This is a genomic window from Streptomyces sp. TRM68416 (assembly GCF_014596915.1).
Classification (GTDB): domain Bacteria; phylum Actinomycetota; class Actinomycetes; order Streptomycetales; family Streptomycetaceae; genus Streptomyces.
Window position 1 is genome coordinate 268537 of the sequence record NZ_JACVWU010000005.1, and the last position, 20899, is coordinate 289435.

Genomic DNA, 20899 nt, shown 5'->3' on the forward strand with positions numbered 1-20899 from the left:
GGCCCGCCGTCCGGTGCGACGCGGGCCCTGCGTCATGTCGTACTGCGCAGCGCCGCCCAGGTCTGGGGACCCACCTGGCCGTCGACCTCCAGCCCCTTCGCGGTCTGGAACTGCTTGACCGCGGCCAGGGTGGCGTCGCCGAACTGGCCGTCCACGCCCGCGTTGCCGACGCTGTAGCCGCGCTTGGTGAGGATGCACTGCACCTGGACGACGCGCTGGCCGGTGTCGCCGTAGTCGGTGAGTTCGGTGCCGGTGTAGTAGGTGCAGTCGGAGATCCACGCGGGGGTGGACGGCGCCGGGGCGGTCTGGGTGACGGTGGTGGTCGGGGCGGGGGAGGTCTCCTTCTTCCCTCCGCCGCCGCTGTCGCGGGTGGCGGTCGCGGAGGGGATGCTGTCCGGTTCGCCGCCGTCCGGCTCCTCGGCGGAACCCTTCTCCTTCTCCTCCTTCTGCTCCTTCTCCGTCTCCTTCTTGGAGGGCGCGGCGGAGGTGCCGGGCAGTCGTGAGGCACGGCTGTTGTCGGCCGGGTCGCCGCTGGAGGCGGTCGGGGAGGCGGATGCCGCCGCCTCGGTGGCCGGGGGGCGGGTGAACAGGAAGGCGCCCACGGCCACGGCGCACACCGCGACGCCCGCGGCGACGGCGAGGTACGGCTTCCTGCGCTTCGTTCCGCCTCCGCCGCTCCCGCCGTCCGTGGCGGGGACGGGTGCGCCGTACCCGTACTGGCCGGGCGGGGTCGGCGGACCGAAGGCGGGGCCGGGCGGGGGAGACGTCACGCGTTCCGTGGGTGCGCGGAAGTGGCCGGTCTGCTGGGCGGAGGCGCGCGCGAGCACCTCGTAGCCCTGCCGTCGGGCGAGCAGCCGGCCGGCCAGCGGCTCCTGCCAGGCGGGGGTGTGGCCGCCGCCCGCTGCCGCGGCCGTCTCGATCAACTGCCGCGGAGTCGGCCGCAGGCCCGGGTCCTTGGCGAGACAGGCGGACAGCAGCGCGGCCAACGCGTGGTCGGCGGCGGCGAGTTCGGCCATCACCTCGGGCTTGGGGTCCTCGAAGGCTACCCGGTGCATGACGTCCACGCCCGTGCCGTCCCCGAAGGGGGAGTGGCCGGTGGCGGCGTAGACGATCGTGCCCGCGAGGGAGAAGACGTCGGAGGCGCCGTCGCAGCGGCCCTCCCGCAGGTACTCGGGCGACATGAACGCCGGTGTGCCGACCCGGCTGCCGGTGCCGGTGATCGCGCTGCTGTCCGCGGCCTGCGAGATGCCGAAGTCGATGACGTGCACGCCCTGCGCGGACAGGATCACGTTGGACGGCTTCAGATCACGGTGTACGACGCCGGCGGCGGCCAGCGCCGACAGGGTCTGCCCGAGCTCCGCCACCAGCCGCCACACCCCGGCCGGCGCCAGCCTGCCGCACTCCTTGACGGCCTCGGCGAGGTTCAGGCCGGGTATGTACTCGGTGGCCATCCACAGCAGTTCGTCGTCGAAGCCGGTGCCGAGCAGCCGCGGCGCGTGCGGGGTGACGACCCGGGCGTGCACGGCGGCCTCCCGCTCGAACCGCCGCCGGAACTCCGGGTCCTCCGCGTACTCGGGCCGGATGACCTTCACCGCGGCGAGGCCCGGACCGTCGTCGGCGGGGCGCGCCAGATACACCCGACCCATGCCGCCGCTGCCGAGCCGCCCCAGCGTGACGTACGGCCCCACCCGCCCCGGGTCGGTGCTCCGCAGCGGGGTCGCCCCCGCCTCCCCGAGCGCGGCGTCCCCCGACGCCGCTGTGTACGACGACGGCATCGGCTGCCGCTGCTCCGCCATGGGTCCCCCGACCGTTCTCTCCTGCGTGACGCGCTCAACGTGCCGTTGTGCTCACGTCAGTTACTGATGTGAGGTTACCGTCCGGGGCACCGGAGAGCGGTGGGCCCGCCGGTCGCGGTGACCGACGGGCCCGGGGTGCTGCGCTGCGTCAGCTGCAGGTGCGGGACTTGTAGTTGGCGTAGCGGTAGGCGCCGTCGACGTAGAGGCTGTATTTGCCGGAGCTGCTGCGGTAGACGAAGAAGTCCGACTGGGCGCCGTCGTACCTCAGCCGGTACTTGCGCTGGCTGTTGATGTCGACCAGCTTGGAGTCCTTCAGCTTGTCGCCGGCCTTCGTGAAGGTCTTCTTGCCGACCAGGCCGTCGGCGCTCAGGCCCCAGCGCTTCTGGAGATTCTTGGTGGCGTGGGTGGTGTTGGAGCCGAAGTGGCCGTCGATGTCGGCGGTGTCGTACTTGGTGCCGTCCTTCTCGATGGCGCCCTCCGCCCACAGGATCTTCTGCCACAGGCAGGTGGCGTTGGACTTGGCGTAGGAGGAGCTGGACAGGGTGCCCTCGTCGTCCCAGTCGTCGTAGGTGTAGCCCGAGCCGCTGAGGTAGCCGTCCGAGGCGGCGGCAGAGGCCGGCGAAGCGCCGAGGGCGAGGGTGCCCGCCACAGCGGCACCGATGGTGGCGGCGGCCAGACGGGCCCGGGTCGTACGGAAGTTCATGGTGGTTGCCTCCCCGTTGGTGTGATGCGGGCACAACTCTGGGGCAGCGGTGGCTCATTCGGAACCTGAAAAGTTCTAGGGTGGCACCTGAAGGTTGCAGGGCGGCGGTCCGGCAGTCGGCACGCCTCAGCCGACCGAGGCCGCCTCGCAGGTGCGGACCACGGCGCGGTATTCGCAGCCGTCCGGATCCGTGCGGTAGCCGACGAGATCCGCAACGGTCCCTCGTGGTCCTTGGCGTTGAGGTGTGCACGGCAGACCGCGGTCGTGACGCGGCCGTGTCGGCGCAGACGGCGTTGGCGTCGCGACCGCGGGGTCGCTGCCAGGGCCCTGAGCGCCGCCAGTACTGCGCACCACACAGTCAACGTCAGCACGGCCCTGCGGCCTCCTTCGATTCGCCGCCGCCGCTCTCCGGGTGGTGCCCCCGGCCGGTCGGTCGGAGGCGGAGAGGCGGTGGCCGGAACCGTTCGGTGGCGGGGCGCGTCGTGCCCGCACCCCGCCGATCTCCACTGTTGCCCAGGGAGCCGTGCCGGGCGATCCTGTTGCAGTTGAACGCAAAAGCGCAGTTCGTCGGGGGAGAACTACATGCTCCGCGTCCACTTCAGCGATGCCGATCTGGGCCGGACCCGGCTCGGCACCGCGTCCGATCCGCTCTGGGACATCGCCATCAGCCTGCACAGACTCCAGACCAGGCAACGCCGTTGGGCGCATGCCGAGTGGTACCGGACCACGCGGGCGCGGCTACGGGAGGCCGGCCTGGAACGCGCCGTGCGGAGCGTGCTGCTGCCGCTGTACCCGAGGGCGGCGTACTTTCCCGACTTCCTCACCCCGGTCCAGGCGGCCGACGGACTGCGCGCGGGACTCGAGGGCATTCTCGCCGCCCCCGCGCCCCGGGTGCGCGAGGAGATCCGGCGCCTCGACGCCGTCGTGGGCGCGCCCTCGTGGGCCCCGGGCCTGGCCGAGCGGGCGGCCCGGGAGGAGTTCGTAGGGCTGTTGCGGGCGTACCACGACATCGCCGTAGCACCCTACGAGGACCGCATCCACGCCCGGATCGAGGGCGAACGAGCCCTGCGGGCACGGCAGATGATGGACGGCGGGGTGGAGGGCATGCTCGCCGGGCTCGGGCCCTGGGCGCGGTGGCAGCGGTCCGTGCTGTGCGCCGACTACAACCCTTCCGTGGGCCGGGACGTGCACCTGGAGGGACGCGGGATGCTGCTCGTGCCCTCGTACTTCCTCCTCGAACGGCCGATCACCTTCGCCGACCCGGGCCTGCCTCCCGTCCTGGTCTATCCGCTCGTCCACGAGGCGTCGCCGCCGCCCGTGGCGGACGCCCCGCTGGGCGTCCTCCTGGGCCGGGCCCGGGCCGCGGTGCTGGCCTCCGTGGCCCACGGCGCCACGACCGGCGAGGTCGCCCGCGCCGTCGGCGTCTCCGCGTCCTCGGCCAGTCGTCACGCAACGGCCCTGCGGGACGCGGGACTTGTCACCACCAGCCGCACCGGCACGACCGTTCTGCACACCCTCACGCCGGTGGGTGCGGCGGTGCTGCGGGCGGCGGCGGCCCGCGGGAGCGAGCGGGCGCGTGCCTACCAGAGGGAGGACAGCACCGCCCACAGCGACGGGTTGTAGGTGCAGCTGCCGACCAGCTTGTGCGAGAGCGGGGCGTACGTGCCCGCCAGGTTCCCCATGCTGTTCACGCCGCTGCAGCCGGTCCGTTGCGCGCTGCGGCGGCGGTCGAAGCCCGCGGGCCGGTAGTCGGCGCCGCGGAAGTACACGACGCCGCCGAGTTCACGGCTGTCCGAGATGTTGTTGAAGACGGACCGGACGGGGCCGTGCGCCGCCCAGGGACAAGTGGCCTCTCCCTCCTGCCAGTTGGGGTCGCTGTCCTGCCAGTGGCACATCTCCCCGTTGCCGTCGTGCTCGCTGAAGAAGCACACGCTGTCCTCCGGGCAGCGGTGATAGCCGTAACCGGACGCGGAGGCGGTCGGCACCGCCACGGCCTCGTACACCGGCGTCCCGTCGTACTGCGTCGCCCGGTGATGGGCGATGCCCGCCGCGGCCCCGAGGCCGGCCGTGACCGTGAGGAGGGTGGCCAGGGACCCGGCCAGGACCGGATGGCGCTGCCGCCAGGAGGGGCGGCGCGACTTCGACGGGCGCGACTTCGACGGGCGCGGCCTCGACGGGCGCGGTGCGCGGGCGACGCCGGCCGCCGCCTCCACCCGCCGCAGCAGCGCCTCGGTGCCGACGCGTTCGGCGTGCGTGCGGGTGAGACAGTCGCCGATGATCTCCGCCCAGCCGTCCGGCAGTTCGGGTGACAGCCGCAGTTCCTCGGTGCCCCGCGCATACCGTGTCACCGCGTCGCAGCGGGCCTCCGTCGTGGCGCCCGGGAACGGGAAGGTGCCGGTCAGGGCCGTGTGCGCGAGGACCCCGAAGGACCAGACGTCACCCGACGGGCGGACCTGGACGCCGCGCTCGTCCATCTCCGGCCAGAGCAGCTCCGGAGCCGTGTAGTCCGGCGTGACGAAGGCGGACGTGTAGGCGTGGGTGCCCTCCAGTTCGGCGGCCGTGCTGAAGTCGGCCAGGCGTGCCGAACCGTCCTTCATCAGCAGTACGTTGGCGGGCTTGAGGTCGCCGTGCACCCAGCCGGCGCGGTGCAGCTGGGCCAGCCCCTCGCAGATCTGCGCCAGCACGGCACCGGCGTCCGGCACCGGTGCCGGCACGGCGTCCAGCGAGCGCTCCGCCCGCTCCAGTACGAGGACGGTGGCGCCGTCGAGTTCGGGGTGGTCCGGGTCGTCGACGCTGAGGGTGTCGTACATCCGGATCAGCCGGGGTGTGCGCAGCCGACGCAGTAACTCCGTCTCGCGTTCGGCCAGTTCGCGCAGGTGGCTGAGCCGGCGCGGGGTGCGGGTGCCGGTGGGCAGGAACTTCAGCGCCGCCCGGCGGGGCAGGTCCGGAGCCTCGTCGACCAGCCTGGCCGCGTAGACGGTGGCGAACGCGCCGGACGCGAGTGCCTCACGGACCTCCCAGGGGCCGATCCGGTAGCCCTCGGGGACGCGCACGGGCACGGCGTCGTACATCTTGGTTCCCCCTTTTCTTCCTGCTGCGCTCGACGGCGGGGCGAGCGGGAGTCGTCAGCGGCAGATGCGAGTGAAGAGTGCCGAAATCCGGCAACGCGGATATCGTCACACGGGCACATGCATCTGATCACTGCCATGTTCCGGCAGGATGCCGTGAGTTCTCATTGCCGATCGAGGCGGTCGGGGTGATCAGGGTGATCAGTGTGATCGGGGTGACCCTGGGGATCGGGGCGTACGGCGCGGGGGCGCCCCCTCAGCCGTAGAGGTCGCTCGTCACCGGCGCGAGCACGACGAGGTCGTCCTCGCGGACCAGGTCGAAACGGAGGGCGAGGGAGACCAGGGTCTCCTTCTTGCCGTTGACGCGCTGCCCGGTCTCCGCCGTGTCCGGGGCGGGCCGCAGCCGCAGCTTGAGCGCGAGGTAGTCGATGTTCCAGTACACCGCCGAGCGGCTGACCGTCGGCCACGCCGGCCGCAGCCGTTCCACCAACTGCTCGACCGCCGGCAGCGGGGCGTGCGGCTCACCGCGCAGGCGGGGCTCGCACAGGGCGGCCAGGACCGCGAAGTACCGCTTCGTACGGTCGAGGGCGAACGCCGGCGCGGTCGGCGTGCCCGACAGCCCGTGCCGGGCCGTGCTGCGGAAGGTGTGGCGCGGTGCCCACACGTCGAAGGTGAGCAGGTCGCCCGCGGCGGGGAGTACGACCCGGGCGAACTCGAACGGCACGGGGGCGTCCACCCGGCCCGGCGCGACCTTGATGTGCTCGCCCGCGCCCTCCGGGTTCTCCACGACGTAGGTCTGGTCCTCGCTGAGGTTGCTCAGCAGCCAGAAGTTGTGGTGCGCGGTGATCTCCCCGGCGATCCGGGACACCCCCTCGTGCGCGATGGTGAGCCCGCTGCCGGTGCCGTCCCGGCCGAACGCGAGCCGCTCACCCGCACCGATCCTGATCTGGCCGTCCGGCCGTGCGCATGCCGGAGGCACGACGATGACGCTGTACATGGACTCGTCCCCTCGCCCGATTCCATGAGGGCCACCCTCCCCCAGTCCAACGAGGGGGAGGGTATGGGACGTGGCAGAGCGACAGCAAAGGCTTGCTGTTCGTCGGCGAGTCTGTGAAGGGCGGGCGGAGTCGATGTGTTCGTCGGCCGCCCTCCGGGTTCTCGATGACGTAGGTCCGGGGCGACGCGCAGGGGCCGTGTCCCCCTGGTACGGGTGGGACACGGCCCCTGAAGGCGCAGGGCGCGAACGCGCCTGCCGGTGGCGGCGGTTCAGTACCGCGGGCGCTTGAACCAGTCGGCGCTGGCGCGCTTCGCCGCGAAGACGATCACCAGGATCGCGACGATCATGATGAGCAGGCCAAGGAGGTAGATCGCGAGAGCGAAGATGCCGCTGATGATCGCGAACGACGCGTAGACGATCGAGCAGACGCGTACGCCGTTGCCGCCCTTGGCGTACTGCAGCAGCAGCACCAGACCGAGGATCGCGAAGACGGCGGCCAGGCTCATGAAGAAGACCACGACGCCCTTGCCGAGGTCCGCGAACTGCTCCGCCTCGCTGTCGCCGGTGATGCCCGCCTCGGCCATCGTCTTGTCCCAGTCGGCCAGCGCCACGCCGTACACGGCGGCGATGATGACGTGGCACAGGGCGATCACACCGAGCAGGATCTGCGCGGCACGGGTGATGCCCGGCATCTGGGTCGGGACGTAACCGCCGCCGTACGGCTGGGAGACCGGCGGGGCCGCCGGGTAGGCGCCGTAGCCCTGCTGAGGGACGCCGGGCGGGGTCTGCTGCGGGTAGCCGTAACCGGGTGCGGGCGGCTGCTGCTGGGGCGGGCCGTAGGGGTTGTTCGGGTCGCCGAAACTCATGGCGGTTGTTTCCTCCGTTTTACCGAATGTGCGGGGACGACGAGCGGCACGGTCGGAGGAAGGTCTCTCGGTTGCGGTTCGTCCCCCCGGTACTGCCCGCGGCACTGTGGCCACAATCGTTCATTGATGGCCGGTTCGTTGTCCAGCCGCAATCGCCATGTGTTGTGCAAGTGCAACATCACTGATCATGGGCGGATACTCCGGGGCAGCCGCCGGGGGGACCCGGATTGGAACAGGGGCCCCGTCATCCGCGAGGATGGGGCCATGACCGCCCAGATTCTCGATGGCAAGGCCACCGCAGCCGCGATCAAGTCCGATCTGACCGCCCGCGTGGCGGCGCTGAAGGAGAAGGGCGTCACGCCCGGCCTCGGCACGATCCTGGTCGGGGACGACCCCGGCAGCCAGAAGTACGTCGCCGGCAAGCACCGCGACTGCGCCCAGGTCGGCATCGCCTCCATCCAGCGCCACCTGCCCGCCACGGCCACGCAGGAGGAGATCGAGGCCGTCGTCCGCGAGCTCAACGAGGACCCGGCCTGCACCGGTTACATCGTGCAACTGCCGCTTCCGAAGGGCATCGACGAGAACCGCGTCCTGGAACTGATGGACCCGGACAAGGACGCCGACGGCCTGCACCCGATGAACCTCGGCCGCCTGGTCCTGAACGAGCCGGCCCCCCTGCCCTGCACCCCCAACGGCGTGCTCACCCTGCTGCGCCGCTACGGCGTCGAGATCAAGGGCGCCGAGGTCGTGGTCGTGGGCCGGGGCGTGACCATCGGGCGGCCGATGCCCCTGCTGCTCACCCGGCGCAGCGAGAACGCCACCGTGACCCAGTGCCACACCGGCACCCGTGACCTGTCCGCCCACCTCAAGCGCGCGGACATCATCGTCGCCGCCGCCGGTTCCGCGCACCTGATCCGCGCCGAGGACGTCAAGCCCGGCGCGGCCGTCCTCGACGTCGGCGTCTCGCGCAGCGCGGAGGGCAAGATCGTGGGCGACGTGCACCCGGATGTCGCCGAGGTCGCCGGCTGGATCTCCCCCAACCCCGGCGGGGTCGGCCCGATGACCCGTGCCCAGCTGCTCGTCAACGTGGTCGAGGCGGCGGAGCGCAGTGTCGGCTGAGGCGCGGGAGCCCGAGGGGCTGGAGGAGCGCGAGGGGCCGGAGGGGTCCGAGGGGCCGGAGAGGTCCGAGGGGGCTGAGGGGTCCGATATCGAGGCGCGGGACGCGATCAGCGCGCCCGATGCCACGGGCAGGCCGCGCCGCGTCACCCGTCGCTTCCCTCTGTTCACGCGGGACACCGCGCGGCCCGAGGGCGGCGGCCGGGCCGCGCCGGGCGACGCCCCGGCGCCCGCCCGCCAGTGGCCCGTCCTGCTGGTGATCGGGGTGGTCGGCGTAGGCCTGCTGGTGACCGCGCTGGACGCCTTCCGGATCGGCACGCTGCTGATCGGCGTCGCCCTGCTGGGCGGGGCCGTGCTGCGCTGGCTGCTGCCGGACGTCGGCATGCTCGCGGTGCGCTCCCGCTTCACCGACATCCTCACCTACGGGGTGCTCGGCTCCGCGATCGCGCTGCTGGCGATGATGGTGCAGCCGGAACCCTGGCTGGAGATCCCGTTCCTCAAGGACACGCTGCACTTCACGGTCAGCTAGCGCACCCGCGGCCCCGGACCTGCGGCCCCGGACCTGCGGCCCCGGACCTGGGGCCCGGACCCGCGGCCCCGCGCACAGACGGCGGCCCGTCCTCTCCCCCGAGCAAGGACGGGCCGCCGTCTGTGCTCAACCCTCCTGTACGGGCGACAACCTGTTCAACGGCTGTCAGAGCGCTGTGGCACAGCGGTGACCGTTCCGCCACGGTGTCCGCGCCCTGCCACAGGAAGCCGTCCGACGGAACCGATCACGTCCCCTCGGGGTCAGGGGCCGGGGTGATGCGTGTGCCGTCTGTGACGACATTTGTGCGTCCTGTGTGGTGATGTGTTGACAAGTTTGCGGATTTGGAGCGAAGTCGTTCGACAAGCGGGCTAGCGTTGCCAATCGGGACGCTCCAGGACGTCTCGAACGTCTGTCGGCACTGCCACCTGGGGGAGTCCGTTCCGGGGGGAACGGGCGGTGGAAGACTGGACCGCGGCCCGGTGGGCGTGCAACCGTGCATGCCCACAGCCCCCATGCTCCCGTGCGCCCCCACCCCGGGAACTGAGATCCTTACCTTGCGCATCCCTGTGGGTAGCCAGAACGGGGACTCGGCAGAGGGCGGCTCGCACGGGGGAACACAACAGCACGAACCGGGGGAAGAGGGGGGTAGCAATGCCTCGTTGGAAGGACTTGCCGGATGAACTCGATCCGCAGGTCAGGGAGTTCGCGAGCCAGTTGCGCCGGCTCGTGGACCGCAGCGGCCTGAGCATCGCCGCGGTGGCCGACCGCACCGGGTACAGCAAGACGTCCTGGGAGCGTTATCTCAACGGCCGGCTGCTCGCGCCCAAGGGCGCGATCGTGGCGCTGGCCGAGGTCACGGGAACCAACCCGGTCCATCTCACCACGATGTGGGAACTCGCCGAACGGGCGTGGAGCCGTTCGGAGATGCGCCACGACATGACCATGGAGGCGATCCGGATTTCCCAGGCGCGCGCCGCGCTCGGGGAGTTCGGCGCGCCGCCGCCGAACGCCAAGGGCAGCAAGACGGCCCGCAAGAGCGGCAGCGCGACGGCGACGCCGGGATCGGCGGGACCGGCGGGACCGGCGGGGGTGACGCCGACGGTGCCGCCGCGGGCGACCCCGTCGGCGGAACCGGAGGACGCGGTGAGCCAGCCGCGCGAGGGGGCGTCCTCGGGTGCCGCCTCGGGCGTCAACTCGTGGGGCGTGGCGGGCTACAGGGGCCCGTCGCAGGCTACGGGGGGACCTGCGGGGCCGGTGGGACCTGCCGGGGCGGGAGCGGCGCCGGCATCGGGTTCGGCGTCGGGATCGGGTTCGGCCTCGGCACCGGTGGGTGCTCAGCCGCCGACTCCGCCGCCTGGCCCCTCGTACGGGGAGCCGCCGCAGGCGCCCCGGCCCGGGGGCGGGGGCAAACGGCGGCTGACGATGTTCCTCGCGGGTGTCGTGGGCGTGCTCGTGGTGGTCGCTCTCGCGCTGTACCTGACGGACGGCAGCGGTGGCAAGGAGAACGAGGGCGGTGCCGCGTCCCCTTCGCCGAGCGTGAGCGAGAACGTCGACCTGCCGCCCGGCGTGAAGTGCAGCGGGGCCTCCTGCGCCGGCAAGGACGCGGAGAGCATGGGGTGCAGCGGGGATCTGGTGACCACCGCCAAGACCGCGACCGTCGGCACGGCCGTCGTCGAGGTCCGCTACAGCGAGACCTGCGGAGCGGCCTGGGGCCGCATCACCCAGGCCGCCCAGGGCGACGAGGTCCAGGTGACCGTCGGCACCGCCGAGCAGACCGGCTCCATCACCGAGGCCGGTGACACCATCGCGTACACCCCGATGGTCGCGGTCAAGGACGCCGGCGAGGCCAAGGCCTGCGTCAAGACGGCCGCGGGCCAGGAGGGCTGCACCCAGTAACCCCCACCCCCGGGGGCTCCGCCCCCAGCCCCCCGGCCCTTGCCCATCCACCACCCGGCTCGGTGGGCTGAGAGGTCCACCTTTCGGCCCTTCGCCCATCTGCCACCCGGCTCGGTGGGCGGAGGGGTTCGCCTTTCAGCCCCCCGGCCTTCGCCCATCTACCACCCGACTCGGTGGGCTGAGAGGTTCACCCTTCAACCCACTGGAAACGGGTGGTGGGTGGGCAAAGGTCTGGGCGGGGTCGAAGGGGCGGCAGCCCCTGGAGGTCGGGACGGGTAGGGGCGGCGGGGGCGGAACAATTCGGCGGGGGTGAGGAATAGTCACCCCCCAGTCGGGGCACGCGCACGGTACCCCCACGGGAGTCCGGCAACCCGGCACCCCCACCGGCGGCCGCCCCAGTCCCCCCTCTCCCGGACCGGGCGGCCGCCCCTTCCGTAGGCGCCCCCGCAGGTTGTGGCCTGGGCCACACAGACCCGCGCAACCGAGATCCCGGATGCGCGATAGCCTGACCGCTGGATTCTCTTGACGCCAAGAGATCGATCAAACGCCCGGGGCAGGGACGCCCCACCGCCAGCTGTCATACGGAGAACGCCATGACCCGCACTCCCGTGAACGTCACCGTCACCGGCGCGGCCGGCCAGATCGGTTACGCCCTGCTCTTCCGCATCGCCTCCGGCCAGCTGCTCGGCGCGGACGTGCCGGTCAAGCTCCGCCTCCTGGAGATCACCCCGGCGCTGAAGGCCGCCGAGGGCACCGCCATGGAGCTGGACGACTGCGCGTTCCCGCTCCTCCAGGGCATCGACATCAGCGACGACCCGAACGTCGCCTTCGACGGCGCCAACGTCGCCCTCCTCGTCGGCGCCCGCCCCCGCACCAAGGGCATGGAGCGCGGCGACCTCCTGGAGGCCAACGGCGGCATCTTCAAGCCGCAGGGCAAGGCCATCAACGACCACGCCGCGGACGACATCAAGGTCCTCGTCGTCGGCAACCCGGCCAACACCAACGCCCTGATCGCCCAGGCCGCCGCCCCGGACGTACCGGCCGAGCGCTTCACCGCGATGACCCGTCTGGACCACAACCGCGCGCTGACCCAGCTCGCGAAGAAGACCGGCTCCACGGTCGCCGACATCAAGCGGCTCACCATCTGGGGCAACCACTCCGCCACCCAGTACCCGGACATCTTCAACGCCACCATCGCCGGCAAGAACGCCGCCGAAGTCGTCAACGACGAGAAGTGGCTGGCCGAGGACTTCATCCCGACCGTCGCCAAGCGCGGCGCGGCCATCATCGAGGCCCGCGGCGCCTCCTCCGCCGCCTCCGCCGCCAACGCCGCCATCGACCACGTCCACACCTGGGTCAACGGCACCGCCGACGGCGACTGGGTCTCCATGGGCATCCCGTCCGACGGCTCCTACGGCGTGCCGGAGGGGCTCATCTCGTCCTTCCCCGTCACCTGCAAGGACGGCAAGTACGAGATCGTCCAGGGCCTGGACGTCAACGAGTTCTCCCGCGCCCGCATCGACGCCTCCGTGGCCGAGCTCGCGGAGGAGCGCGAGGCGGTCCGCGCCCTCGGCCTCATCTGAGCCGTACCGGACGCGGCCTCTGTCACGAGGTCACGAGTCCGCACGGGCCCTGTTCCGGTTTCGTCCGGGACGGGGCCCGTTCCCGTTTTCGCCACTACCGTCGTGAAATGCCTTGCCCGCCACGGTGATTCGGGGGGTTCTCGCGATGAGCGGTTGGGGACACGAACCGAGTGAGGAACGGGGCCACGCCCCCTGGTCCGCGCACGAGCCGCACGGCGGCGTGCCGCCCTGGGCCGCCCAGACCCAGACCCACCTCGCCTCCCCCTACGCCCAGGCCCCGCCACCGGGGCCCGCGCTCCGGCTGCGCCGACTGCTTCCGGCCGTCCTCGCCGCCGTAGTGCTCGGTGTGGGCGCGGGGGCCGGAGTGTGGGCCCTGGTCAGGGACGACGCCCGCGCAACGGTCACCATCACCCCACCGACCACGGCCACCCCACCGACCACGACGACCCCACCGACCACGACCACCCCGCCCACGCCCCTGCCCGCCGGCTACCGGAGCGTCGAGGACCCCGTCGGCTACACCCTGCTCGTCCCCGAGGACTGGATCCGCCGCCAGCAGCCGGGCCAGAAGGCCCCGGTCGTCTTCTACGACGCCCCGGACGACGGCCGCCGGCTCCAGATCTTCGAGATCACGGAGCAGGACTACGCCCAGTCCCAGCAGGTCGCGGAGACCGCCGCCGGCTACGGCTTCCGCAACCGCCCCGGATACCGGCCCCTGACCCGCGACTCGGGCCCCGGCTTCACCGAACTCTCCTACCGCTACGACGACGAGGCCAACGGCCCCCGCCTGGTCATCGACCGCCGCTTCGAGTCCGCCGACGGCACGCCCTACACGATCCGCTCCAGCGGCCCCGAGCACCTGGCCCCGGACCTGGTCCGCGCCCCGCTCACCACGGCCCTGGCCTCCTTCTGCCCGACGGGGGCCGACTGCGCCTAGCCGGCGACCGACTCCTTCACGCACGCGGGCCGCGCGCCCGCCCCGCCCGGCCGCGCGGGGCGGGCGCGGGAGGCGTTCGCCGGGCGGTCGGTGCGCCGCCAGCAGCCGCTTCTCGAACCAGTGGCCGGCGTGGACGTGATCGGCGTACGCCGGGATCTCCGTGCATCCGCGGGCCCGGTACATCGCCTGCGCCTCCGTGGGTGGGGAGGGGGCAGGGTGCGGTGCGGGTCGACCTGTGTTTTGCCCCTTTTGCCCGCATGTTCAGTGACACAGCCCACTTTCGGTCATGGATCGCGCATGTCTGGGGAACGTCCGGGCAGGCGGCCACGGTCCCCGAAGGTGACACCCATGTGACTCAGGGGCACTGACCAGGAACGGAAGGCAATACCGAGCATGGCAAGGCAGCAGGCACAACGGACGATCCATGTCGACGGCGCGTGGCGGGAAGCCGTCTCCGGAGCCACTCGCGAGATCGTCGACCCCACGGACGCCCGGCCCTTCGCCGTGGTCGCCGAAGGTGACGAGAAGGACACCGACCTGGCGGTCGAGGCCGCCCGGCGCGCTTTCGACGGCGGCCGGGGCACCTGGCCCACCACGCCCGTCGCCGAACGCGCCGCCCTCCTGCGCCGCGTCGCCGACCTCCTCGTGCGCGACCGCGAGGAACTCGGTCTGCTGGAGAGCCGCGACGCCGGAAAGACCCTCGAGGAGGGCCGCGTCGACATCGACTGCGTCGCCGACGCCTTCCGCTACTTCGCCGACCTCGTCGCCGCCGAGGCCCCCGGCCGGGTCGTCGACGCGGGCTCGCCCGACATCCACAGCGTCGTCGTGCACGAGCCGGTCGGTGTCTGCGCGCTGATCACCCCCTGGAACTACCCGCTCCTCCAGGCCAGTTGGAAGATCGCCCCGGCGCTGGCCGCCGGCAACACCTTCGTGGTCAAGCCGAGCGAGATCACCCCGCTGACCACCGTCGCCCTGATCGAACTGCTCACCGAGGCCGGGCTGCCCGCCGGAGTCGCCAACATCGTCACCGGCCCCGGCCACACGGTCGGCGCCCGCCTCGCCGAGCACCCCGACGTCGACCTCGTCTCCTTCACCGGCGGCCTGATCAGCGGCACCAAGGTGGCCCAGGCCGCCGCGCCCACCGTGAAGAAGGTCGCCCTCGAACTCGGCGGCAAGAACCCCAACGTCGTCTTCGCCGACGCCTGCGCCACCGACGAGGCCTTCGACACGGCCGTCGACCAGGCCCTCAACGCCGCCTTCATCCACAGCGGCCAGGTCTGCTCCGCCGGCTCCCGGCTCATCGTCGAGGAGTCGATCCGCGAGCGCTTCGTCACCGAACTCGCCCACCGCGCCTCGAAGATCCGCCTCGGCCGCGGCACCGACGACGGCGTCGAGTGCGGCCCCCTCGTCTCCGAGCAGCAGCGCGCGAAGGTCGAGGCGTACGTCGCCTCCGCACTCGCGGAGGGGGCGGTCCTGCGCACCGGCGGCAAGCGCCCCGACGGCCCCGGCTACTTCTACGAGCCGACCGTCCTCGACGGCTGCCACCGCGAGATGAAGGTCGTCCGCGAGGAGGTCTTCGGACCGGTCCTCACCGTCGAGACCTTCCGCACCGAGGACGAGGCCGTGGCCCTCGCCAACGACACCGAGTACGGCCTCGCCGGCGCCGTCTGGACCGCCGACGCGGGCCGCGCCCGCCGGGTGGCCGGCCGGCTGCGGCACGGCACCGTCTGGATCAACGACTTCCACCCCTACCTGCCGCAGGCGGAGTGGGGCGGCTTCGGCAAGAGCGGCGTCGGCCGCGAGCTGGGCCCCGCCGGCCTCGCCGAGTACCGCGAGAGCAAGCACATCTACCAGAACCTCGCGCCGAAGCCCGTCCGCTGGTTCGCCGGCTGAGCCCCTCCCCTCCGCACGCCCCAGGACCTGGAGTAACCCCTCCCATGCCCGAGAACACCCACGTCTACGACTACGTCGTCATCGGCGGCGGCACCGCAGGCTCCGTCATCGCCTCCCGCCTGACCGAGAACCCGGACGTCACCGTCGCCGTCATCGAGGGCGGCCCCAGCGACGTCGGCCGCGACGACGTCCTCACCCTGCGCCGCTGGATGGGCCTGCTCGGCGGCGAGCTGGACTACGACTACCCGACCACCGAACAGCCGCGCGGCAACTCCCACATCCGGCACAGCCGCGCCCGCGTGCTCGGCGGCTGCTCCTCCCACAACACCCTCATCGCGTTCAAGCCGCTGCCGTCCGACTGGGACGAGTGGGAGGCGGCCGGCGCCAAGGGCTGGGGCGCGGTGCCGATGGAGGCGTACTACGCGCGGCTGAAGAACAACATCGTCCCGGTCGACGAGAAGGACCGCAACGCCATCGCCCGCGACTTCGTCGACGCGGCGCAGTCGGCGCTCGGCGTGCCGCGCGTGGAGGGCTTCAACAAGAAGCCGTTCACCGAGGGCGTCGGCTTCTTCGACCTCGCCTACCACCCGGAGAACAACAAGCGGTCCTCCGCCTCGGTGGCCTACCTGCACCCGGTGATGGACGAGCGGCCCAACCTCCGCATCCTCCTGGAGACCTGGGCCCACAAGCTGGAGCTGGACGGCACCCGCGCCACGGGCGTGCACGTCCGCGCCAAGGACGGCGAGGAGTTCCTCGTACGGGCCCGGAACGAGGTCGTCCTGTGCGCGGGCGCCGTCGACTCGCCCCGGCTCCTGCTGCACTCCGGCATCGGCCCCCGCGAGGACCTGGAGGCACTGGGCATCCCCGTGGTCCACGACCTGCCGGGCGTCGGCGAGAACCTGCTCGACCACCCCGAGTCGGTGATCGTCTGGGAGACGAACGGCCCCATCCCCGAGAACTCCGCGATGGACTCCGACGCGGGCCTGTTCGTGCGCCGCGACCCCGAACACGCGGGCCCCGACCTGATGTTCCACTTCTACCAGATCCCGTTCACGGACAACCCGGAGCGACTGGGCTACCAGCGCCCGGAGTTCGGCGTCTCGATGACCCCGAACATCCCCAAGCCCAAGAGCCGCGGCCGCCTCTACCTGACCAGCGCCGACCCGCAGGTCAAGCCCGCCCTGGACTTCCGCTACTTCACCGACGAGGACGACTACGACGGCCGCACCCTCGTCGACGGCATCAAGATCGCCCGAGAGATAGCCAAGGAGGCGCCCCTCGCCCACTGGCTGAAGCGGGAGGTGTGCCCCGGCCCCGACGTCACCGGCGACGAGGAGCTGAGCGAGTACGCCCGCAAGGTCGCGCACACCGTCTACCACCCCGCGGGCACCTGCCGCATGGGCGCGAGCGACGACCCGCTCGCCGTGGTCGACCCCGAGCTGAGGATCCGCGGCCTGGACGGCATCCGCATCGCCGACGCCTCCGTCTTCCCCACCATGACCGCGGTGAACCCGATGATCGGCGTGCTCATGGTCGGGGAACGAGCCGTGGACCTGATCGGCGGTGACGCGTGATGAGTACCCCGGTCTTCTCCGTCGACGGCCTGTGGAAGGTCTTCGGCCCCAAGGCGGACAGAATCCCCGCCGACCCCGAGCTGAGCACACTGGACGCGCCCGAACTCCGCTCCCGCACCGGCTGCACCGCCGCCGTCCGCGACGTCTCCTTCGACGTCCGCAAGGGCGAGGTCTTCGTGGTCATGGGCCTGTCCGGCTCCGGCAAGTCCACCCTGGTCCGCTGCCTCACCCGCCTCGTCGAACCGACCGCCGGCACCATCGCCATCGACGGCGAGGACGTCCGCGCCATGGACCGCACCCGGCTGCGCGAACTGCGCCGCCACCGCGCCGCCATGGTCTTCCAGCACTTCGGCCTGCTGCCCCACCGCACGGTCCTCGACAACGTGGCCTACGGCCTGGAGATCCAGGGCATGAACAAGGCCCAGCGCCGCGAACGCGCCGCGCAGGTCGTCGCCAAGGTCGGCCTGGAGGGCATGGAGCAGCGCAGGCCGAGCCAGCTCTCCGGCGGCCAGCGCCAGCGCGTCGGCCTGGCACGGGCGCTCGCGGTGGACCCCGAAGTCCTCCTCTTCGACGAGCCGTTCAGCGCGCTCGACCCCCTCATCCGCAGGGACATGCAGGAGGAGGTCGTGCGGCTGCACCGCGAGGAGGGCCGCACCATGGTCTTCATCACCCACGACCTGTCCGAGGCCCTGAAACTCGGCGACCGCATCGCCCTGATGCGCGACGGCCGCGTCGTCCAGCTCGGCACCCCGGAGGAGATCGTGGGCTCCCCGGCCGACGACTACGTCCGTGAGTTCGTCCGCGACGTGCCGCGCGAGCAGGTCATGACGGTCCGTACGGCGATGCGCCCCGCGTCGGCCGAGGAAGCGGGCAGCGGCCCCGCCCTCGCACCGGACGCCACGGTCTCGGAGGCCATCGAGGCCGTGGCACGCAGCGGCGCCCCGGCCCGGGTCATGGACGAGGGACGTTGTCTGGGGGTGGTCGACCACGAACGGCTCCTCGGCGTCGTAGCGGGGACGGAGCCGCGCAAGGAGGTGGCCTGATGGCCACGGCGACCGCCGCCGCGCCCCGCGCGGCCCTGCCCGGCATCCTCAAACGCCCCGCCGTCCGCAAGCTGCTGCTGCTCGGCCTGGCCGCCGCGGTCCTCGTACCGCTGGCGAACGCCCGCTGGGCCGGCGGCACCTGGCCGGCCCCCCTGACGATCGACCTCACCACCCCCCTCACCGACGCCAGCACCTGGATCATCGACAACCGGGACACCCACCCCCTCTTCCTCTACTTCTTCGGGCACGTCAGCAACGCCGTCGTCGTCTCCGTACGCGCGGTCTACCTGCTGCTGCTCGCCCTGGGCTGGGCCGGTGTCACCGCGGTCGCGGCCTTCCTCGCCTGGCGGGCCGCGAACTGGCGGCTCGCCCTCGGCACCGCCGCCGCCTTCGCCGCCTGCGGCCTGCTCGGCATGTGGGTCCCGACGATGCAGACCCTCGCCCTGATGGTGGTCGCCGTCCTGGCGTCCGTCGCCGTCGGAGCCCTCCTCGGCCTCGCCGCCGGCCTGTCGGAGCGCACCGACCGGGCCCTGCGCCCGGTCCTGGACACCATGCAGGTGCTCCCGGCCTTCGCCTACCTCCTCCCCGTCGTCCTGGTCTTCGGCATCGGAGTCCCCGCCGCCGTCCTCGCCACCGTCGTCTACGCCGCCCCGCCCATGGCCCGGCTCACCGCCCTCGGCCTGCGCGGCGCCGACAAGGAGGTCCTGGAGGCGGTCGACTCGCTCGGCGCCACCGCACGCCAGCGCCTGCTGACCGCCCGCATCCCGCTGGCCCGCAAGGAGCTCCTCCTCGGCGTCAACCAGACGATCATGATGGCGCTGTCGATGGCGGTCATCGCCTCGGTGATCGGCGCCGGCGGCCTCGGCGACCGCGTCTACCAGGCGCTCGCCTCGGTCGACGTCGGCGCCGCGCTCGCGGCCGGCATCCCGATCGTGCTGCTGGCCGTCGTCCTGGACCGGGTCACCGCGGCGGCCGGTAGCGGCGGCACGGCGGAGACCCGGCCCACCGGCCGGTGGCCCTACGCCCTCGTCGCCGCCCTCGCCGTGGCGCTCGCCGGACGCCTCACGGACCGCCTCGAATGGCCCGAGGCCTGGACCCTGAACATCGCCGAGCCCGTCAACCGGGCCGTCGACTGGATGACCGACCACCTCTACTCCGGCGTGCCCGTGATCGGCGGCACCGCCGAGTGGGCCGGCCACTTCACCACCTGGGTCCTGGACCCCCTACGCGACGGCCTGCAGTGGCTGCCGTGGTGGTCGGTGCTGCTGCTGGTCGCCGCCCTGGCCTGGCTCATCGGCACCTGGCGCACCGCGCTGACCGCCGTGCTCGCGATGGCCGCCATCGGGGTGCTCGGCGTCTGGGAGCCGTCCCTCGACACGCTCTCGCAGGTCCTGGCGGCCGTCGCCGTCACCCTCGTGCTGGGCTTCGCGACCGGCATCGCCGCCGCCCGCAGCGACCGCTTCGAACGGGCCCTGCGCCCCGTCCTGGACGTCTTCCAGACCATGCCGCAGTTCGTGTACCTGATCCCGGTCGTCGCCCTGTTCGGCGTCGGCCGCGCCCCCGCGGTCGCCGCGGCCGTCGTCTACGCGCTGCCCGCCGTCGTCCGGATCACCGCGCAGGGCCTGCGCCAGGTCGACCCGGCCGCCCTGGAGTCCTCCCGCTCGCTCGGCGCGACCGGCGTCCAGCAGCTGTGGCAGGTGCAACTCCCGCTCGCCCGGCGTTCGTTGCTGCTCGCCCTCAACCAGGGCGTGGTCCTGGTCCTCGCCGTCGTGATCATCGGCGGCCTGGTCGGCGGCGGAGCGCTCGGCTACGACGTCGTCTTCGGCCTCGCCCAGGGCGACCTCGCGACCGGTCTGGTGGCCGGCGCCGCGATCGTGTGCCTGGGCCTGATGCTCGACCGGGTGACCCAGCCGACCGAACGCCGTACGACGAAGGGAGCGTGACATGCGAGTCCGTACCGCCACGACCGCCGCGGCGGCCGCGCTGCTCCTCCTCACCGGCTGCGGCGCCGCCGACATGACCCGGCAGGCCTCGCCCTTCGCCAACGCGCAAGGCGCGAAGACGGTGACCCTGTCCGTCCAGTCCTGGGTGGGCGCGCAGGCCAACGTGGCCGTCGCCCAGTACCTGCTGGAACACGAACTCGGCTACCGCGTCGACACCGTCCAGGTCGACGAGGTCCCCGCCTGGGACGCGCTCAGCCAGGGCCGCGTCGACGCCATCCTGGAGGACTGGGGACACCCCGACCAGGAGAAGCGGTACGTCGAGGACAAGAAGACCATCGTCAACGGAGGCGACCTCGGCGTCACCGGCCACATCGGCTGGTACGTCCCGACGTACTTCGCCGAGCAGCACCCCGACGTCACCGACTGGAAGAACCTCAACAAGTACGCCGAGCAGATGCGTACTCCGGAGAGCGGCAGCAAGGGCCAACTGCTGGACGGCTCCCCCTCCTACGTCACCAACGACAAGGCGCTGGTGGCCAACCTGGACCTGAACTACCAGGTGGTCTTCGCCGGTTCGGAGGCCGCCCAGATCACCCAGATCAAACAGTTCGCCAAGGAGCGCAAGCCCTTCCTCACCTACTGGTACGCCCCCCAGTGGCTGTTCAAGAAGGTCCCGATGACCGAGGTGAAGCTGCCGGAGTACAAGGAGGGCTGCGACGCGGACCCCAAGAAGGTCGCCTGCGCCTACCCGCACACCCCGCTGCAGAAGTACCTGAACGCCGACTTCGCCGAGGACGGCGGCCGGGCCGCGGCCCTGCTGAAGAACTTCCAGTGGACGACCGAGGACCAGAACGAGGTCTCCCTGATGATCGCCGACCAGAAGCTCAGCCCCGAGGACGCGGCGAAGAAGTGGGTGGACAGCCACGAGTCCACCTGGAAGGCGTGGCTGTCCTGA

16 protein-coding genes are annotated in these 20899 nt (G+C 72.1%); 11 read left to right on the plus strand and 5 right to left on the minus strand.

The features are described from left to right. Positions 1-32: 32 nt before the first annotated feature. Together ICC28_RS10975 and ICC28_RS10980 are read right to left on the minus strand one after the other, a co-directional pair. Entirely contained in the window at positions 33-1796 is a 1764-nt protein-coding gene (locus ICC28_RS10975) for a serine/threonine-protein kinase (RefSeq protein ID WP_188288272.1), read from the minus strand. A gap of 148 nt (positions 1797-1944) precedes the next feature. After that, complete coding sequence (locus ICC28_RS10980; protein ID WP_188288273.1) at positions 1945-2499, minus strand: peptidoglycan-binding domain-containing protein; 555 nt, start codon at positions 2497-2499, stop codon at positions 1945-1947. Positions 2500-3081: 582 nt separating this feature from the next. On the opposite strand from ICC28_RS10980, the gene ICC28_RS10985 reads away from it, so the two are divergent. After that, positions 3082-4122, plus strand: a complete 1041-nt coding sequence (locus ICC28_RS10985) for a winged helix-turn-helix domain-containing protein (protein WP_188288274.1) — start codon at positions 3082-3084, stop codon at positions 4120-4122. Here the strand turns inward: ICC28_RS10985 and ICC28_RS10990 are convergent. From ICC28_RS10990 to ICC28_RS11000, 3 genes are all read right to left on the minus strand, one after another. After that, entirely contained in the window at positions 4080-5570 is a 1491-nt protein-coding gene (locus tag ICC28_RS10990; protein ID WP_188288275.1) for a protein kinase domain-containing protein, read from the minus strand. The genes ICC28_RS10985 and ICC28_RS10990 overlap by 43 nt on opposite strands. A gap of 253 nt (positions 5571-5823) precedes the next feature. Then, positions 5824-6564, minus strand: coding sequence for an FHA domain-containing protein (locus tag ICC28_RS10995; RefSeq protein WP_188288276.1), 741 nt, complete (start codon positions 6562-6564; stop codon positions 5824-5826). Positions 6565-6833: 269 nt separating this feature from the next. After that, positions 6834-7430 (minus strand): hypothetical protein, encoded by a 597-nt coding sequence (locus ICC28_RS11000; RefSeq protein ID WP_188288277.1) that lies wholly within the window; start codon positions 7428-7430, stop codon positions 6834-6836. A 264-nt stretch (positions 7431-7694) separates the two neighbouring features. On the opposite strand from ICC28_RS11000, the gene ICC28_RS11005 reads away from it, so the two are divergent. The 10 genes from ICC28_RS11005 to ICC28_RS11050 all read left to right on the plus strand — a co-directional run bounded on the left by ICC28_RS11005 (position 7695) and on the right by ICC28_RS11050 (position 20899). Then, entirely contained in the window at positions 7695-8549 is an 855-nt protein-coding gene (locus tag ICC28_RS11005; protein WP_188288278.1) for a bifunctional methylenetetrahydrofolate dehydrogenase/methenyltetrahydrofolate cyclohydrolase, read from the plus strand. Between the two features lie 88 nt (positions 8550-8637). Beyond that, complete coding sequence (locus tag ICC28_RS11010; RefSeq protein WP_411158584.1) at positions 8638-9075, plus strand: DUF3017 domain-containing protein; 438 nt, start codon at positions 8638-8640, stop codon at positions 9073-9075. A 651-nt stretch (positions 9076-9726) separates the two neighbouring features. Further along, the gene (locus ICC28_RS11015; RefSeq protein WP_188288280.1) at positions 9727-10971 is read left to right on the plus strand and encodes an XRE family transcriptional regulator; all 1245 of its coding nucleotides are present in this window, start codon (positions 9727-9729) and stop codon (positions 10969-10971) included. A 593-nt stretch (positions 10972-11564) separates the two neighbouring features. Continuing rightward, a complete protein-coding gene (locus ICC28_RS11020; protein WP_188288281.1) occupies positions 11565-12554 on the plus strand; it encodes a malate dehydrogenase in 990 nt (329 codons plus the stop codon). Positions 12555-12699: 145 nt separating this feature from the next. Then, positions 12700-13491, plus strand: a complete 792-nt coding sequence (locus ICC28_RS11025) for a hypothetical protein (RefSeq protein WP_188288282.1) — start codon at positions 12700-12702, stop codon at positions 13489-13491. Positions 13492-13884: 393 nt separating this feature from the next. Further along, on the plus strand, positions 13885-15384 hold the full coding sequence (locus ICC28_RS11030) for an aldehyde dehydrogenase family protein (protein WP_188288283.1): 1500 nt from the start codon (positions 13885-13887) through the stop codon (positions 15382-15384). A 44-nt stretch (positions 15385-15428) separates the two neighbouring features. Next, complete coding sequence (locus ICC28_RS11035) at positions 15429-16958, plus strand: GMC family oxidoreductase (RefSeq protein ID WP_188288284.1); 1530 nt, start codon at positions 15429-15431, stop codon at positions 16956-16958. Beyond that, positions 16958-18001, plus strand: a complete 1044-nt coding sequence (locus ICC28_RS11040; RefSeq protein ID WP_188288285.1) for a glycine betaine/L-proline ABC transporter ATP-binding protein — start codon at positions 16958-16960, stop codon at positions 17999-18001. Before ICC28_RS11035 ends, ICC28_RS11040 begins: the two co-directional genes overlap by 1 nt. After that, complete coding sequence (locus ICC28_RS11045; RefSeq protein WP_188288286.1) at positions 18001-19944, plus strand: ABC transporter permease; 1944 nt, start codon at positions 18001-18003, stop codon at positions 19942-19944. The genes ICC28_RS11040 and ICC28_RS11045 overlap by 1 nt, the downstream gene beginning before the upstream one ends. 1 nt (position 19945) lies before the next feature. Continuing rightward, positions 19946-20899, plus strand: a complete 954-nt coding sequence (locus tag ICC28_RS11050; protein ID WP_188288287.1) for an ABC transporter substrate-binding protein — start codon at positions 19946-19948, stop codon at positions 20897-20899.

Bases quoted from the DNA above. Each gene is read 5' to 3' on its own strand.
- ICC28_RS10975 (WP_188288272.1), bottom strand. From the start codon at position 1,796: ATGGCGGAGCAGCGGCAGCCGATGCCGTCGTCGTACACAGCGGCGTCG.
- ICC28_RS10980 (WP_188288273.1), bottom strand. From the start codon at position 2,499: ATGAACTTCCGTACGACCCGGGCCCGTCTGGCCGCCGCCACCATCGGT.
- ICC28_RS10985 (WP_188288274.1), top strand. From the start codon at position 3,082: ATGCTCCGCGTCCACTTCAGCGATGCCGATCTGGGCCGGACCCGGCTC.
- ICC28_RS10990 (WP_188288275.1), bottom strand. From the start codon at position 5,570: ATGTACGACGCCGTGCCCGTGCGCGTCCCCGAGGGCTACCGGATCGGC.
- ICC28_RS10995 (WP_188288276.1), bottom strand. From the start codon at position 6,564: ATGTACAGCGTCATCGTCGTGCCTCCGGCATGCGCACGGCCGGACGGC.
- ICC28_RS11000 (WP_188288277.1), bottom strand. From the start codon at position 7,430: ATGAGTTTCGGCGACCCGAACAACCCCTACGGCCCGCCCCAGCAGCAG.
- ICC28_RS11005 (WP_188288278.1), top strand. From the start codon at position 7,695: ATGACCGCCCAGATTCTCGATGGCAAGGCCACCGCAGCCGCGATCAAG.
- ICC28_RS11015 (WP_188288280.1), top strand. From the start codon at position 9,727: ATGCCTCGTTGGAAGGACTTGCCGGATGAACTCGATCCGCAGGTCAGG.
- ICC28_RS11020 (WP_188288281.1), top strand. From the start codon at position 11,565: ATGACCCGCACTCCCGTGAACGTCACCGTCACCGGCGCGGCCGGCCAG.
- ICC28_RS11025 (WP_188288282.1), top strand. From the start codon at position 12,700: ATGAGCGGTTGGGGACACGAACCGAGTGAGGAACGGGGCCACGCCCCC.
- ICC28_RS11030 (WP_188288283.1), top strand. From the start codon at position 13,885: ATGGCAAGGCAGCAGGCACAACGGACGATCCATGTCGACGGCGCGTGG.
- ICC28_RS11035 (WP_188288284.1), top strand. From the start codon at position 15,429: ATGCCCGAGAACACCCACGTCTACGACTACGTCGTCATCGGCGGCGGC.
- ICC28_RS11040 (WP_188288285.1), top strand. From the start codon at position 16,958: ATGAGTACCCCGGTCTTCTCCGTCGACGGCCTGTGGAAGGTCTTCGGC.
- ICC28_RS11045 (WP_188288286.1), top strand. From the start codon at position 18,001: ATGGCCACGGCGACCGCCGCCGCGCCCCGCGCGGCCCTGCCCGGCATC.
- ICC28_RS11050 (WP_188288287.1), top strand. From the start codon at position 19,946: ATGCGAGTCCGTACCGCCACGACCGCCGCGGCGGCCGCGCTGCTCCTC.